We start from the raw sequence: 14564 nt of genomic DNA, 5'->3' as shown, positions 1-14564 counted from the left end.
TGTGTATAAGAGACAGGAACTCCGTAGCTTCCTATACTGAACTTAATTCCTACCTTTTGCATCTCGAACGAGGAGGTTCTCAAACGATGCACACTTATGAAGTATTGGTAGATATCAAAGAATGCTTAGAAATGACAAGTGCTAGTTGCAGAAGCGAAACAGCACGCTACGAAATCGATGCAGAGTCCAAAGATAAAGTCGATCGCCTCGCTAGAGCGCAGGCTAGAAGCGACCATCCACAAGGTATTGAATACGATATTAGGGTAACGAGACTATTGAGATAGAGCACCCTCATATGTTGTCATTGGTCATTTGTCAATAACTAATGGTGACTGTAGTACAAGCTCTTCATAAACGATTGAGGGTTGCTGTAAAAATACAAAAACTAGGGAAAGAAGCGATCGCTTCCTTCCCTAAATCGTAGAGTGAATGGCGATCGCAAGTTGCCAATCTTCCATCACGACTCACAACTCATTACTTACTGACCATTTCCGCCACACTCTGAGCCTGATAAGCTTTTTCTAAGCGCATAATCCGCTTCGCTTGCATAGAGAAAGCACTAGCATCGAGCCAGTTAGCAATCAAAGCATCTGTGGAGAATAGTCCACCACCATTGATGGTGAAGAAGAGAAAGCAAACTGCATAAACAGCAGAGAGTTCTAAATAAGACAGATTTAAACCAGCAACCAAGATGTGATGGTACATCGCTACACACATGGTTCCGAACAAACCAAAAGCAGCTGGACGGGTCAAAAAGCCAATCGCTACCAGTGGCGCACCGATTGTTTCGGTTAATGCAGCTAAGTAGCTGAAAAAGATCGGGAAGGGTAAACCAATGTACTCAACGTAAGCTTGAGAAAAGCTTTCGATATTACCCAGTTTGTCTAAGCCATTATGAATCATAACAATCCCTACGACAGCACGCAGGACAGCCCAAGCAGTCTGCGACCAGAAGTTAGGGCTAGTGTTGGGTTTGAGTATGGTAGCTAAAAAGGTGGTTGTAGACATGGTGCAGATGTTGCGCTGAGTTTGTCAAAGATTTCAAAAAATTAACAGAAGTATTAATTAATGTAAATACTTATTTATTAATGTATCGCTTTTTTTCAAAATCGGGAACGCCATAGGTATGCAGAATCGGCATTCGTACTAAAGCAAAGTCGTTATGAGTTTAGCAGGTTTTGTGTAATGTGCAAAACAGCCCGCGCGATCGCTAATGCGTATAATATCCGGCAATCGATATAAAGCTATACAACTAATTTTTAACCAAAATCAAAGTTGAGATGACACCAGAAACCAATCGAAGACCAATCTGGTCGATAATGATCCCAACTTATGAGCGATCGAGATATTTATCAGCAGCAATAGAGAGCGTATTAGCTCAAATATCAGAACGAGAATTTGATCGATTTCAAATAGAAGTAGTAGATAACTGTTCGATTAATAAAGCGATCGAGAGCATAGTTTCTCAATACAAAGGTAAAGTTAGTTTTTATTGTCAGCCAAAGACAGTAGATATTTATACAAATTGGAATACTTGCATAGAAAGAGCGCTAGGAATATACATACATATTTTGCATGATGACGATATTGTTGGAGCTGGATTTTATCATCGGATGGAAATCGGTTTTAATACTAATTCTGCAATTGGAGCAGCTTGCTGTCGCCACCAACATATAGATGAGATAGGTCGTCGGCTAAAATATATTTCCCGCTTACATAGAAAAAAAGCAGGAATAATCCCCAACTTTATTGAAAAAATTGCTATTAGTTCTCTTTTCGATCCTCCTGCTGTTACTGTCAAAAAAGAGGTTTATGAAAAGCTAGGAAAATTTAATTCTCAAATGGAGAGTTCTGCGGATCATGAGATGTGGATTAGGATAGCAGTTAATTATAAAGTTTGGTTTGAGCCACAAGTGCTAGCTTTTTATAGAGTACATAATAATACCATTACATCTACTGTTCTATCCTCAGGATATAACTTAGTCTGTGCTAGACGTGTGATAAAAACATTCGATCGCTTGCTTCCCTCTCACCTCTGCTGGAAACTAACCAAACAAGCATTAGAAGAATGTGGCAAGTATGGAATTAAACTTGCGTTTCGAGCGCTGAGCAAAGGAGATTTGAAAACCACGTTCAATCAAATTAGAGAAGTCTTGAGGAGTACTCATTCGCTTAAAGTTCTGAGCGTCATATTGTTAGTACCGTGGTTAGCGATTCTCGCCTTTTTGTGGCGAGCGTTGAGAAAAATATTTGTCCCGATCGCCTAAAGTCTGACAACAACTATAGACTAAAAATTATCTACACTCCCACACTCGGACAAATACCCTATGAAACCCGCCTGGACTCGACTGGCGATCGCTTTAAATGCAGCTTTGCTTGTCTCTGGAACGCCAGTTATAGCGATACCCCCTGCGCCAACAGAAAATACCCCCACGCAACCACAACCAGGGGAACCACCCACATTTGAACTCGAAACCAGTGCCTCCCGCCTTGCCACAATTATCGAGCAGAGAAAAAAACTAATTGAAGCGGATCGTTTGCATCAAGCCGGACAGCACGCAGAAGCAGAAAAACTCTATCGAGAAGTCAAAGAGCCTTTTACCACCCCTATAGAAGTTAAACAGCGTCCAGAACCAATTGTTGATGCGACTCAACTATCACCAGCAGGCAAGGTTTATTGGCGGGAAGCAGAAGCAGGTATCGCTCAAAATCTGCAAACGAGAACTTTGGTTCCTCTACGATTATTAGTAGAACAGTATCCCCAATTTATCCCCGGACATCTGCAACTGGCAGCAGTACTCAATAAACAAGGTCATCCTGAAGAAGCGATCGATGTTTTGGAACGAGCAACATCCCTTTATCCCGATCGATCGGAGTTAGTCAAAGCCAAAATCGAAGCCTTCGTTGCTGAAAAAAAATGGATGGAAGCCTCAATCGCCGCGCGAAGATTTGCAATTCTCAATCCCAACCAACCTAGCACCGCAGAATTTACTCAACTAGCCGATGTACATTTAGAAAATTATACGCGACATCTGCGCCGCAAGTTACGAGGAAATGCGATCGCCAATGTCATTACTGGGATTGCAGGATATGCCCTTACAGGTAGTCTATTAGGTCCGCTGTCAGCTTTGCAAACAGGCTCAATGCTGTTGCGGGGCGAATCATCCATCGGTAAATCGATCGCCAAAGATGCGCGAGAACAGTTACCAATGGTAGAAGACAAAATAGTCGTTGATTACGTGAATGAAATTGGACAAAAACTAGCTAAAGTCACAGGTCGCGACGATTTTCAATATGAGTTTTACGTTGTATTAGACGATAATTTAAATGCTTTTGCCTTACCAGGGGGAAAAGTATTTGTGAATGCAGGTGCGATCGCCAAAACTGAATCTGAAGCAGAGTTGGCTGGATTACTGGCACACGAATTATCTCACGCCGTTCTTTCTCATGGGTTTCAGTTGGCAGCTGAAGGCAATTTACTGGCGAATGTGACTCAATATATTCCCTATGGTGGAACTGTAACGAACATTTTTGCCATGAGATACAGTCGCGATATGGAACGCCAAGCAGATGCTTTAGGGACAAGATTAATTGCAGCTAGCGGCTATGCAGCTGATGGTTTACGCGATCTGTTAGTGACGCTGAAAGAACAAGACAAAAGGGGAGAACCGCCAGCGTGGTTATCTTCTCACCCCCCAACAGGCGATCGCATTCGCTATGTCGAAGAACTGATTCAACGTAATGGCTACAACCGTTATACCTACGAGGGAGTAGCGCGTCATGCCGAAATGAAAGCAAGGGTGGAAAAAATTTTGATTCAGAAGGAACTGATAACTAAGAAAAAGCATCATCGATAAATGTAAACAATCTTTCCTGCACTAGATACATCACTGACTTAAGGTAGATAACTTAGAGGCAGCAGGGTTAAGCTTGAGGATTATTTTTCATGTCTGCAAAAACTTTTAAATTGCAATTGTTAAGAGGTTTGAGTTTATCAATGGGGTTAGCCTTGCTATTAGCACATGAAACTGCAATGGCTTTTCCCCGCCAAGGGATGATAATAGCTCAAGATAATTCTCGTTCTAGCGATCGCAATAGTCGCTCGACCAACCGCGATCGCGATGTTGTCGTAGATACAGACGGCGATACTACACCTACTTCCCGCCGCAATCCTGGCAGTTCAGATCCCGTTACGAGAGCGACGCGGTTTAGCTGTCAGACTGTAAATGGCGAGTACACTGTAGTTTACCAGCCAGAAAGCCAGCCAGGAGAGTTCTTTGAGTGGGCAAAACCATCAAATATGGGTGGTGGTTGGAATTCTCAAAGACGTTGTAACGAAATTGCTCGTCGTTTAGAATCTTACCGTCCCGATGGTTTGTTAGAAATGACCACAGGGGTAGAAAATAGCTACAACACTGTTTGCGTCACGACAGAAAGAGACTCGTCCTGTCGGATTGTTTTTACCGTACCACCAGGACAAGACCCTATATCAACTCGCGATCGCGTCTTTGAAAACCTCACCGTAGCTGATAGCGGACAGCAAACTGATGCAGTCAGTACCTACCGAGGAAGACAGAGCGAAATTAGCGATCTCATCAACATGGGTCGTGAAGCTTTGGGTGGAAAAAAACGCACTAATACTAAGAATATTAACCTCAAACCCTTCTTAGATGCAAAGGATGGTGGCACTGGAGCAAAACTTGACGATGCCGTACAAGTCAAGCAAAATAGCTCCCATTCGCGGTTAAATCCTGGGAATTTTCGTTAGACTGTAATTAACAATTGGTAATTGGTAATTGGTCATCGGTCATCGGTCATCAGTCAATAGACAAATGACTGATGACACTTTTTTTGCTCGATTTATATAAACTATGCTGAACAATAATCGTATTTTTAGACAAATATTATTGCCGCTCTTAGTTGGTTTGATTAGTATATTTTTGACGATTGGTTTTATCCCTAGAATTGCATTATCTCAACAATCAGATTCGCGCTTCAACTCATTAGAATTCGACCTTAGAACCTTAGAAGCAAGACTCGATCGCCTAGAAAGTCAAATAGATCGTACTTCTCGACCCAATCTTCCCAGAACGCCTAATACAGATAATCGCAGACGCGATCGCAATAACCTAAGTCAGTTACAATCTTTTGATAACCTAGCAACATTAGCGATCGAAACAAAACAGCAAGTCAATCAATTAGAGGCAAGAGTCAAAAAATTAGAAGCACGGAGATAGTGAACGGTTATCAGTAGAGAGCGACTAGTGGCTAGTGGCTAGTGACTAGATAAAAATCTGGTGACTAGCTACGCACAAATGACGAATGACAAATGACGAGTGACGAATGACCAATTACAACTCATAAAAATGCACTTGAAAACACGTATTTCATCATTTTTACGCATCACTTGCGGACTGTGCTTAATTGTCTGTTGTCTAGGATTTAATGTTAGTAGCGCCGCCGCAGATGTAGCAACACAATCTAATCCAATAAATACAAAAGTTTATGAATATCGTTCTCCGAGTGCGGATGGTATAGGTAAGTTTTACTTGGGTAGGGAAATTGCTAAAGTGATGGGACATACAGGAAGTTTATGGCTAGAACGTCCAAGTCGAGAACGGGAAGAACAACCAACAAAAGCGATCGCCGCTCTCGATTTAAAACCTACTGATGTGGTAGCAGATATTGGTGCTGGTACGGGATATTTTAGTTTTCGACTAGCAAAAGTCGTACCTCAAGGTAAAGTATTTGCTGTTGACGTTCAACCAGAAATGTTAGACATAATTGAGTTTCTCAAACAAGAAAATAAAATCACAAATGTAGAACCTGTTTTAGGTGCGATCGCCAATCCTAACTTACCTACAAATAGTATCGATCTAGCTTTGATGGTAGATGCCTATCATGAATTTTCTCATCCCAACGAAATGATGAAAAAATTAGTAAAATCTCTCAAGCCAGCCGGAAGAGTGGTACTAGTTGAATATCGCCGAGAAAATCCATTTATTCCGATCAAAACTTTACATAAAATGACCCAAAAACAAGCCCGCAAAGAGATGCAAGCGATCGGTTTGCAATGGCAGACAACAAAAGATGTTTTACCATCACAACATATTATGATATTTACAAAAGGTAATGGGTAATGGGTAATGGGTAATGGGTGGTTGATAGTTGTTGGTCACTGCTCGTGCGCTCCCTGCTCGTGCGCTCCGTTTCTTCACTGTAAACTTCTCTTAAAACGAAAAGAACTAATTGTCAGCCCTTTTCTAAAGTAAAATTTGTGGGCAGCAGCACGTTGTACGCCGCTATCGAGTTGTAGCGAAACGCACCCTTGCGATTTAGCATACTCTATCAACCAATCAATTAAGGCACTACCATAACCCTGAGAACGCTCGGATGTATCAGTGATGAGATCGTCAATATAAAGTAGCTGCCCATCAATTAATGTTTCCATCAATCTACACCCAGCTACGGCTTTAATTGAATTGTTTTTCTCGACGTAGACTAGAAAGTAACCAGCTTGCTGTTGGCGTTGCACGCGGTTAACAAACTCTGCTTCTGTCAAATGCGATCGCAACTGCACCATCACCGGAAAGCATCGTGATATATCGAGATTTGAGGTAGCAAACTTAATCTGCATCAATATTCTTTTGACTTCTAACTTGTGTAGGGATGGGTTTAATCGCAGAATTTTTTGTTTTGCTGTAAGTCACGTCAAAAAAACTGCCCCTCAAACTTTTGTCTTCTTGACTGACTCTGCTACAGATGGTGAGAAATTTGGGAAAGATAAGTGAGAAGCAATTCCTATGTAAACAATAGTATGACTGAAAAGCAGCCTAGTTCCGTACAGCCCTCTGCTGTAACGCTGCAATCCATTGCCCAAGATATCTTAACTTTATTAGATCGTAAAGCACTACTGGAGCTACGGGCAAAGATTGACAGTTTATTGGGGCTGTCAGTTGAACTATCCACGAACAAGCCAACGCCGCATTCATCAGAAGATGCGATCGCGGAGTCTTCACCAGAGCATTTAGCATGGCTGCAAAAAGGAGTTGTAACCTGGAACGATTGGCGCGAACAAAATCGAGAACTCGTTCCAGATTTACAAGGCGCAAATTTAAGTGGATTCAATCTCGCTTTTGTCAACTTTGCTGGCGTAAACTTGGAATATGCCAACCTTAGTGGCGCTGATATGAGAGGAGCATTTCTTAAAGAAGCAAACATGAAGGGGGCTAATCTCTACATGGCAGACCTCATAGGGGTAAACTGTCAGCAAGCCTGTTTAGAAGCAGCTAACCTCCAGGGAGCCGACATTTATAAAGCTAATTTTAGTCATGCAAACCTACAAGAGGCAAACTTGATTCAAGCTAGCATTCGACGCGCTACATTAGTTGGGGCAAACTTGCATCGAGCCAAACTCAAACAGGCAGACTTATTGCAAGCAAACTTAGTTCAAACGAACTTGAGTCAAGCTGACTTGCAAAAGGCAAACATGGAAGGGACAAATCTAATTGAAGCCAATCTTGAAGAAGCGAATTTGCTAGGTGCTAACCTCAACCGTGCCAATCTCTGTCGAGCGAGGCTATACAAAGCAAACATACTTCACGCCAAAATCAATGGTGTCACCCTCAAAGGTGCAGTAATGCCAGATGGTACAGTTCATGGTGGCGGGACAGCAGCGATCGGTGACCAGTGACCAGTGACCAGTGACCAGCGATCGGCGATCGATCGACTACCAACTACCAACTACCAATTACTATCTCATAACAGTCTAATCAGTTCGGCAACAGCGCCAGCTTTGGCGATCGCCCCTCGGGGAGTGTGTGGTAGATCGCCGTCGAAAAGTTCGGAAATAGAGCCGAGGCAAGCTTGGTGTTGTAAGTGAACTAGCATTGGTTGCCAGTCAATCGGTAGCGGTTGCGTGGGATAAAAACGCTGCCAAGCACGCACGTAAGCACCAATTAACCAGCTCCAAACTGTGCCTTGATGAGCCGCGCGATCGCGTTGATGCGGCGCTCCGGCATAGCTGCCAATGTATTCAGGATCGCTCGGAGCAAGACTACGCAAGCCATAGGGAGTTAGTAGGCTGCGGGTTGCTAGTTGCAGTATTCTCTGTCCTTGAGTTTCGCTAAAAGCACAGTGGCGTAAAGATAGAGCTAAAACGGCATTAGGACGGATTTGATTGTTGAGGCGATCGTCGAGCGCGATCGCATCGTACAAATAACCAAGGGTAGGATTCCAAAACTTTTGTAGCGAGGTTTTGACCTTGTGTGCTTGCTGAGTATATCGTCGTGCCTGGTTGCTCAAACGCTCCACATTCTCCCCAGGAGTAAGACTGAGCCGTTCTGCCCAAAGACTTGCCCAACACAAAGCAGAGTACCACAGGGCATTGACTTCTATCGGCTTACCCTGACGTGGCGTGACAGGTTGACCGTCAATTTTTACATCCATCCAAGTCAGCGCCGCATCAGCCGCATCCCAAATGACTAACTCGTCAGCCACATCAACTTGAATGTTGTATTTCGTTCCAGTTGTAAACGCTTTATAGATTTGCTGCACGATCGGATATTGAGTCGCTAAAAAATCCCAGTCCTGGCTAGCCTCTAGATAAAGACCCAAAGTTTCAATCCACCACAGCGAAACATCAACATTGTGATATGTAGGTTCGCGATCGCCATCTGACAAACAATCTGGCATTAAACCGCAACAGCAATATTTACCAAACGTTCCCAACAACTCTTTTGCTAAGTCATACCGTCCCGTCGAGAGTGTTAATCCTGGCAAAGCAATTAATGCATCTCTACTAAAGTCCTCCAGCCAAGGATAACCAGCAATTATCGTTGCTCCGGCTACTGACTGACGATAGACAATAAATTGTTCTCCGGCTTTGAGGAGTAATTGCGAGAGTCGGGAGTCGCTGAAGAGAGCTGGGGGAGTTGGGGGAGAAAAATTACTTCTGGCTCCTGACTCCTGACTCCTGACTCCTGTTTTTTGACTTTTGAATTTTGAATTTCGACTTTCTATCGCTTTTTCAAAATCATCATCGGTTAAAGGAGATTCTGGCAGTCCTACTTTTGCTTCTAGGGTGACGGTTGTGCCTGGTTTGAGATTGATTGTGAAATAGCCAGGACTGTACAGATCTTCGCGATCGCTCAGTCCCCGTTTTGTCTCTTCTGGTAGTAAATAATTCCAGTACCATACGCCATTTGGTTGATACTCCCCTTGCGTCCAGTGTAAATGCCATAACGTGCCTACACGTCCCGATTTTACGGCTTGCAGGCAAACAGAACTCTCGGCAACTAATTGAGAAAATTGTAGATCTTCATCCTCCCGTTGTGAGTCGTGAAACTTGCGATCGGCAATTACCGGACGCAATCGCAAAATAGCTGTCTCTTGTCCCTGATATTGGTACTGAATTAAGATTCGGTGGTTAAACGATTGGTAGTTGGTAATTGGTAATTGGTAGTTGGTGTTTCCTCCCTTGTCTCCCTTGTCTCCCTTGTCTCCCTTGTCTCTCTTGTCTCCCTTGTCTCCCCCCTCTCCCTTGTCTCCCTTGTCTCCCTGCTCCCAACTCGTCCCTGCTCCCTCACCTGGCATTACCAATTGTCTTGACAGTTGCCAATTATCCGCACCCCATACCCAGGTTGGTACTGGTTCGATCTCAAAACTTTGTAGTAGCTCGTAGCCAGTTGGTTCGACTGTGCCACCACCCCAAAAATTTGTCGATAGAGCAAAGACTTGAGCAGAAACTTCTAAACTGGCATCTAGATGGGACAGTAAAAGGGTACGCTGACTAGGAGGAGTGAGGGCAGCAATCAACCAGCCGTGATAAATTCGAGTCCGAGCATCCGCTACCGTACCGCAGGCAAAACTACCCAACCCATTCGTCAGCAGCCATTCTCTTGTATCTAGATTGCCCATTGCTACTCAAAATCGTTATGACTATGATATATTTGTTACGTAACGTAAAAATCAACTGTACGGAAAGCCGAGAACTTGCCTATAAGCGTAAGGGTGAATCTCAACTAGCTTTCCCTAAATTTGCCAAATAGTAGACACATCAAAGGAGAATTGGTTAATGCCACTAAGTTACGCAAGTGAAGGATGCCTCCGTGTTGGACAACCTGCTCCAGACTTCACTGCCACAGCAGTAGTAGATCAGGAATTTAAGACTATCAAACTATCTGACTATCGTGGCAAGTATGTCGTACTATTTTTCTACCCTCTAGACTTTACATTCGTTTGTCCCACTGAGATTACTGCCTTCAGCGATCGCTTTGAGGAATTCAAGGCAGTTAATACCGAAGTCCTCGGCGTTTCTGTAGATAGCGAATTCTCCCACCTAGCGTGGATTCAAACAGATCGCAAGTCAGGTGGCGTTGGCGACCTCAACTATCCTCTTGTTTCTGACATCAAGAAAGAGATTAGTGCTGCTTACAATGTCTTAGATCCAGAAGCGGGTGTTGCTCTTCGCGGTCTATTTCTAATTGACAAAGAGGGAGTTATCCAACACGCCACGATTAACAACCTTTCCTTCGGTCGTAGTGTTGAAGAAACTCTACGGACGTTGAAAGCAATTCAGTACGTTCAAAGCCATCCAGATGAAGTTTGTCCTGCTGGTTGGCAGCCTGGGGATAAAACCATGACTCCTGACCCCACAAAATCCAAAGTTTACTTCGCTTCCGTGTAGTCATGACGATGTAGAGACGTTCCGTGGAACGTCTCTATAGAAGCTACAATAATCGACGGCGGAAGGCTGCTGCTTGCAGAGGATCGTGAATCGCGGTAGCTAATATTTCGATTAATTCCGATCGCGAAATTTGTGGTTGCGATTTAATTGTATTTTGGATTAAGAAAGTCGCAATGGGACCGATCGCGGCAGATAAAGCTTGCTCGCATTGATGAATAAAATTTTCTGACAAAGTTTCGTGTTGCCAACTTGTAGCACAAGATGACGATCGCGTTTGCGGTTGCGATCCTGGGATTTGTTGTAATAAGGAGATCGATTGTTGACGCAATTGATTTTGTTGCTGCGGTGATAATATTGGCAGCAAATTTTCTACCCAGTGATGCGGTTGAGAATTTGGAGTTGCCACCTGAGAGAGTAAGGTAGGAGCAATTGGTCCTACCAGTTCCCGCAAAATTTTTTCTAACTGAGCGTATTGCTGTGAAAAATATTCTTTCGCCGGTAATGGTGTTGCTGGTGCGGGTGCTGGAGGAGGACTGGCGGCGGCTGCTGGTGGCTGCACTTTGGGCGTAGAGTGGCTGACAGCAGGTTTTTCGATCCGTGGTGGTTTTGGTGGCGATGGAACGAATTTTGTTGCTGTCAACGTCGTTGGCGGAAAAACTTCTATCTCACTAGCAGTTTCTGACAGCCACAGGTGCAATGGCATTCCCATTCGTTCTAACTTTTGCTGTAATTCATCCATCCATGCTGTTACTGACAAAGGTGAGGATGGTTCCTTTGCTGCCAATGTTTCTAGCAAAGCATGAGTAAATTGCTCTGGCGCGCGATCGGAGGGTGCAGCAGCGATAATACACTGTTTTCCACCACTGAGCTGTAATTCTTCGATCCACTCTTGCAGTGTTGCTGACGAGCGCTCTGTACCCAGAAAATCAAGAAGAATAATTTGTCGTGCTGTTGCACTACGGCGTAACTCTTGCTGCAACCAAGAACGACTTAGCCGCAGACTGTCGCCTATAACAAGCCAAGCTTCCCCATCTGCGATCGCCTCCATTCTACCGCGCAAGTATAACAAAACTGTTTCTGGTTCTTGGGAGGAAACGGGCGATCGCAAACAGCTTTGAATGGCATATCTGGCATCCGTCCATGCTTTACCGGACTGGGGAAAATATTCTAGGGCAAAATTTCCAGCTGTTTGTAAAGCTCGACTGAAAGCATAAACGGCATTACTATCGGCAAAACCATCGCATACCAAAGCGCGGCGGCTGTGTTTGACTGGTTGTGGGATGCGTTCGTCTACCTTTAACCCTAAAACGAGTTCTCCTACCCCTTCTACAATTCGCTTCGGGGTTTGTAAAGGGTATTCTGGGTGTAAATCTAGTTCTCCTCGGCTGCGCTTTTGCTGATTCATCAGCCGCAGTTGGTGATTTAACCGATCTATATATTGGATAGTTTGGTGATAAACGTATTTATACAGCCCATCCGCATCAATCACACCTTGAGTGTCGGCGGCTTCCCCCCTTAATCCTTGCATCAGGTAGTAAGTAAATAACCCATGCTTCAGTTCGGGAAATTCCCAAGACCTTTGCTTGCGATCGCAGGACAATAAGGCATAAAAGCCCCGACTTTGAGTTGCTCGTTGCCTCAATACCTCCATCAATTGCTGTGCTGGGTTCAGTTCTGGTTGTTCTATCGTCACTTCACCTTTAGCTCCCCGCAAAGTGAGATCCCCACTATGACAAGCATCGAGCCATAGCATTTGGCGATGAACTTGACTCTTTTGCAATAGCTCTAATACATCTGGCAACTTCAAACCTGTTTGCAGTAGGTTATCTTTCGATGTATCTGCCAAACATAAAACGACTTGCCCCGTCTCCCGATCTAAAACTCCATGACCGGAAAAGTAAAGCAAAATTGTATCTTGAGGTTGAGCCGCTGCGACAATTTGTTCTAAACTCTGCCGCACTGCCTCTAGTGTGGGTGGATGAGTCGCGAAATCGTGATGCGCGATCGGTTCCTTGCGTGGAAATCCTTGAGTTGCTTCTGCCAGCGCTTCTGTCAATCCTTGGCAATCAGAGGCAGAATAACTCAGCGAAGGTAGCCGAGCGTCTTGATATTGATTCACTCCCACCAGCAAACTCCACAGCTTGGCTTCCCCTGTTTCCAAGGCATGAGTAGAGCGGCTAGTACTGACACTTAATGGACACATCTTTGGAGCTAAGCTAAGGGGTAGGGACTGGAAACTGAGGGAAGAAGTTTTCACAAGTCTTCCCACTGACTAAATAATTGATAACTTAATATTGGTATAGCTACATCTAAAATGATTCCTTTCTCGGAAATTATTAAGTTATATTAAGGAATCGAAAATATATCAAATCAGGTTAAGTTAACGCGATCGCGCATAGCTTGCCTCCTATTTTTTTTATCAGCTCTAATGCAAATCTTTATGCTGATGCTCAATGCCCCGATCGCTAATTTTTCTGTAGATGCCATGTCGTAGGAAGCGAGCTAGATTCGGAGCCATCTAACTTCTATCATAGGGCGATCGCGCTTTTTTTGCAGTCCTCCACTTACGACTTACGGCTTACAACTTACGACTTAGTTTGACTCTTGGTAAAATTAAGTGCGGAGACGGCAAGTAAAGGGAGCGTGGATGCCTACACTGGGAGTAAATATCGATCATATTGCGACGATTCGACAAGCTCGACGCACGGTAGAGCCAGATCCCGTGGCAGCAGCGGTGCTAGCAGAATTAGCTGGAGCTGACGGGATTACAGTTCACCTGCGCGAAGATCGGCGACACATTCAAGAAAGAGATGTGAGAATATTGCGGCAGACAGTCCGCACGCACCTGAATTTGGAAATGGCCGCGACAGCAGAAATGGTAGCGATCGCTCTAGATGTAAAGCCAGATTACGTTACCCTAGTCCCCGAACGACGAGAAGAGGTGACAACAGAAGGGGGATTAGATATAGCAGGACAACTGAATCGCATGAGCGAGGTAGTAGACAAGCTCCAAACGGCAAATATTCCCGTAAGTTTGTTTATTGATGCTGAGGACGCACAAATCCAAGCTTCTGTCAAGACCAAAGCCAAATTTATCGAACTGCATACGGGACGCTATGCTGAAGCACAATCGGAAGCCAGCCGCCAAGCAGAATTGACAGTGTTAGCCAAAGGCTGCGAACAAGCGATCGCCTCTGGATTGCGAGTTAACGCCGGACACGGTTTAACCTATTGGAATGTTTACCCAATTGCCTGCATTCCTGGGATGGAAGAACTCAACATCGGTCATACAATTATTAGTCGAGCGGCTTTAGTTGGTATGGAACGAGCCGTGCGCGAGATGAAACAGGCTATTAGGGGAGCAGGGAGCAGGGACGAGCTGGGAGCAGGGGAAGAAAGGTGAGGGAGCAGCGATCGAGTCGCAAGTCGCTCTTTCGCAGTCGCAATTGAAGCACGCACAACTACCAATTACCAATTACCATCAAAACAATGAAAACATACCACTACGTTTTAGCCAGTCAACGCTTTTTAACTGAAGAAGAACCTTTAGAAGAAGTATTGAAAGAACGGACGCGCGACTACTTAGAAAAGCAAAAAGAAATTGATTTTTGGTTAGTCAAACAACCTGCCTTTCTAGAAGCCCCAGAAATGCAGGAAATTAAAACCAAATGCCCGCAGCCAGCAGCAGCAATTATTTCTACTAATTCTCAGTTTATTACTTGGCTGAAACTGCGATTAGAGTTTGTCATTACCGGGCAATTTCAAGCTCCCTCCGATACTATCCCCGATCCTTTAGCTTCGTTAACAACAGTGTAATCAATTATCAGTTATCAGGAAAGAGTGGTGCGTGGTCACTGGTCACTGGTCACTGATAACT

14 protein-coding genes are annotated in these 14564 nt (G+C 44.3%); 10 read left to right on the top strand and 4 right to left on the bottom strand.

The window, feature by feature from the left end; translation table 11 throughout:
* The first annotated feature begins 86 nt into the window (after nucleotides 1–86).
* Nucleotides 87–284: a hypothetical protein gene (locus C7Y66_RS26240; protein ID WP_015153447.1), complete on the top strand. Its 198-nt coding sequence runs from the start codon at nucleotides 87–89 to the stop codon at nucleotides 282–284.
* A gap of 190 nt (nucleotides 285–474) precedes the next feature.
* Here the strand turns inward: C7Y66_RS26240 and C7Y66_RS26235 are convergent, their stop codons facing one another.
* Nucleotides 475–1008: a DoxX family protein gene (locus tag C7Y66_RS26235; protein ID WP_015153448.1), complete on the bottom strand. Its 534-nt coding sequence runs from the start codon at nucleotides 1006–1008 to the stop codon at nucleotides 475–477.
* Nucleotides 1009–1280: 272 nt separating this feature from the next.
* On the opposite strand from C7Y66_RS26235, the gene C7Y66_RS26230 reads away from it, so the two are divergent.
* From C7Y66_RS26230 to C7Y66_RS26210, 5 genes are all read left to right on the top strand, one after another.
* Nucleotides 1281–2267, top strand: coding sequence for a glycosyltransferase (locus tag C7Y66_RS26230; RefSeq protein WP_106547851.1), 987 nt, complete (start codon nucleotides 1281–1283; stop codon nucleotides 2265–2267).
* Nucleotides 2268–2327: 60 nt separating this feature from the next.
* Nucleotides 2328–3857 (top strand): M48 family metallopeptidase, encoded by a 1530-nt coding sequence (locus tag C7Y66_RS26225; RefSeq protein ID WP_106547850.1) that lies wholly within the window; start codon nucleotides 2328–2330, stop codon nucleotides 3855–3857.
* Nucleotides 3858–3946: 89 nt separating this feature from the next.
* On the top strand, nucleotides 3947–4768 hold the full coding sequence (locus C7Y66_RS26220) for a COP23 domain-containing protein (RefSeq protein WP_106547849.1): 822 nt from the start codon (nucleotides 3947–3949) through the stop codon (nucleotides 4766–4768).
* Nucleotides 4769–4871: 103 nt separating this feature from the next.
* Nucleotides 4872–5237 (top strand): hypothetical protein, encoded by a 366-nt coding sequence (locus tag C7Y66_RS26215; protein WP_106547848.1) that lies wholly within the window; start codon nucleotides 4872–4874, stop codon nucleotides 5235–5237.
* Between the two features lie 99 nt (nucleotides 5238–5336).
* Nucleotides 5337–6140, top strand: a complete 804-nt coding sequence (locus C7Y66_RS26210) for a class I SAM-dependent methyltransferase (protein WP_106547847.1) — start codon at nucleotides 5337–5339, stop codon at nucleotides 6138–6140.
* Between the two features lie 74 nt (nucleotides 6141–6214).
* Here C7Y66_RS26210 and C7Y66_RS26205 read toward each other — a convergent pair whose 3' ends face one another.
* Nucleotides 6215–6637, bottom strand: coding sequence for a GNAT family N-acetyltransferase (locus C7Y66_RS26205; RefSeq protein ID WP_233222856.1), 423 nt, complete (start codon nucleotides 6635–6637; stop codon nucleotides 6215–6217).
* 180 nt (nucleotides 6638–6817) lie between these two features.
* Between C7Y66_RS26205 and C7Y66_RS26200 the strand changes: the two genes are divergently transcribed.
* Nucleotides 6818–7693 carry a pentapeptide repeat-containing protein gene (locus tag C7Y66_RS26200; RefSeq protein ID WP_106547845.1) on the top strand — a complete coding sequence of 292 codons (876 nt, stop codon included), beginning with the start codon at nucleotides 6818–6820 and terminating at the stop codon, nucleotides 7691–7693.
* Between the two features lie 65 nt (nucleotides 7694–7758).
* Here the strand turns inward: C7Y66_RS26200 and C7Y66_RS26195 are convergent, their stop codons facing one another.
* Nucleotides 7759–9918 carry an amylo-alpha-1,6-glucosidase gene (locus tag C7Y66_RS26195; protein WP_106547844.1) on the bottom strand — a complete coding sequence of 720 codons (2160 nt, stop codon included), beginning with the start codon at nucleotides 9916–9918 and terminating at the stop codon, nucleotides 7759–7761.
* A 157-nt stretch (nucleotides 9919–10075) separates the two neighbouring features.
* On the opposite strand from C7Y66_RS26195, the gene C7Y66_RS26190 reads away from it, so the two are divergent.
* The gene (locus C7Y66_RS26190) at nucleotides 10076–10687 is read left to right on the top strand and encodes a peroxiredoxin (protein WP_015153457.1); all 612 of its coding nucleotides are present in this window, start codon (nucleotides 10076–10078) and stop codon (nucleotides 10685–10687) included.
* A 43-nt stretch (nucleotides 10688–10730) separates the two neighbouring features.
* On the opposite strand, the gene C7Y66_RS26185 is transcribed toward C7Y66_RS26190, so the two are convergent.
* On the bottom strand, nucleotides 10731–12890 hold the full coding sequence (locus C7Y66_RS26185; RefSeq protein ID WP_106547843.1) for a caspase domain-containing protein: 2160 nt from the start codon (nucleotides 12888–12890) through the stop codon (nucleotides 10731–10733).
* Nucleotides 12891–13334: 444 nt separating this feature from the next.
* Here C7Y66_RS26185 and C7Y66_RS26180 point away from each other — a divergent pair, with 444 nt between their 5' ends.
* Together C7Y66_RS26180 and C7Y66_RS26175 are read left to right on the top strand one after the other, a co-directional pair.
* Nucleotides 13335–14090, top strand: a complete 756-nt coding sequence (locus C7Y66_RS26180; RefSeq protein WP_106547842.1) for a pyridoxine 5'-phosphate synthase — start codon at nucleotides 13335–13337, stop codon at nucleotides 14088–14090.
* A gap of 86 nt (nucleotides 14091–14176) precedes the next feature.
* Nucleotides 14177–14503 (top strand): MgPME-cyclase complex family protein, encoded by a 327-nt coding sequence (locus tag C7Y66_RS26175; RefSeq protein ID WP_015153460.1) that lies wholly within the window; start codon nucleotides 14177–14179, stop codon nucleotides 14501–14503.
* Nucleotides 14504–14564: the final 61 nt, after the last annotated feature.

This window comes from Chroococcidiopsis sp. CCALA 051 (assembly GCF_003015105.1).
Classification (GTDB): Bacteria; Cyanobacteriota; Cyanobacteriia; order Cyanobacteriales; family Chroococcidiopsidaceae; genus Chroococcidiopsis; species Chroococcidiopsis thermalis.
Note: the sequence above shows the minus strand (reverse complement) of the source record. Positions and strands in the feature narration are given on the sequence as shown.

What these genes read in the sequence shown, in the direction of transcription:
- C7Y66_RS26185 (WP_106547843.1), bottom strand. Translation starts at nt 12,890, where the DNA reads ATGTGTCCATTAAGTGTCAGTACTAGCCGCTCTACTCATGCCTTGGAA.
- C7Y66_RS26190 (WP_015153457.1), top strand. Translation starts at nt 10,076, where the DNA reads ATGCCACTAAGTTACGCAAGTGAAGGATGCCTCCGTGTTGGACAACCT.
- C7Y66_RS26175 (WP_015153460.1), top strand. Translation starts at nt 14,177, where the DNA reads ATGAAAACATACCACTACGTTTTAGCCAGTCAACGCTTTTTAACTGAA.
- C7Y66_RS26230 (WP_106547851.1), top strand. Translation starts at nt 1,281, where the DNA reads ATGACACCAGAAACCAATCGAAGACCAATCTGGTCGATAATGATCCCA.
- C7Y66_RS26220 (WP_106547849.1), top strand. Translation starts at nt 3,947, where the DNA reads ATGTCTGCAAAAACTTTTAAATTGCAATTGTTAAGAGGTTTGAGTTTA.
- C7Y66_RS26205 (WP_233222856.1), bottom strand. Translation starts at nt 6,637, where the DNA reads ATGCAGATTAAGTTTGCTACCTCAAATCTCGATATATCACGATGCTTT.
- C7Y66_RS26225 (WP_106547850.1), top strand. Translation starts at nt 2,328, where the DNA reads ATGAAACCCGCCTGGACTCGACTGGCGATCGCTTTAAATGCAGCTTTG.
- C7Y66_RS26195 (WP_106547844.1), bottom strand. Translation starts at nt 9,918, where the DNA reads ATGGGCAATCTAGATACAAGAGAATGGCTGCTGACGAATGGGTTGGGT.
- C7Y66_RS26235 (WP_015153448.1), bottom strand. Translation starts at nt 1,008, where the DNA reads ATGTCTACAACCACCTTTTTAGCTACCATACTCAAACCCAACACTAGC.
- C7Y66_RS26240 (WP_015153447.1), top strand. Translation starts at nt 87, where the DNA reads ATGCACACTTATGAAGTATTGGTAGATATCAAAGAATGCTTAGAAATG.
- C7Y66_RS26200 (WP_106547845.1), top strand. Translation starts at nt 6,818, where the DNA reads ATGACTGAAAAGCAGCCTAGTTCCGTACAGCCCTCTGCTGTAACGCTG.
- C7Y66_RS26180 (WP_106547842.1), top strand. Translation starts at nt 13,335, where the DNA reads ATGCCTACACTGGGAGTAAATATCGATCATATTGCGACGATTCGACAA.
- C7Y66_RS26215 (WP_106547848.1), top strand. Translation starts at nt 4,872, where the DNA reads ATGCTGAACAATAATCGTATTTTTAGACAAATATTATTGCCGCTCTTA.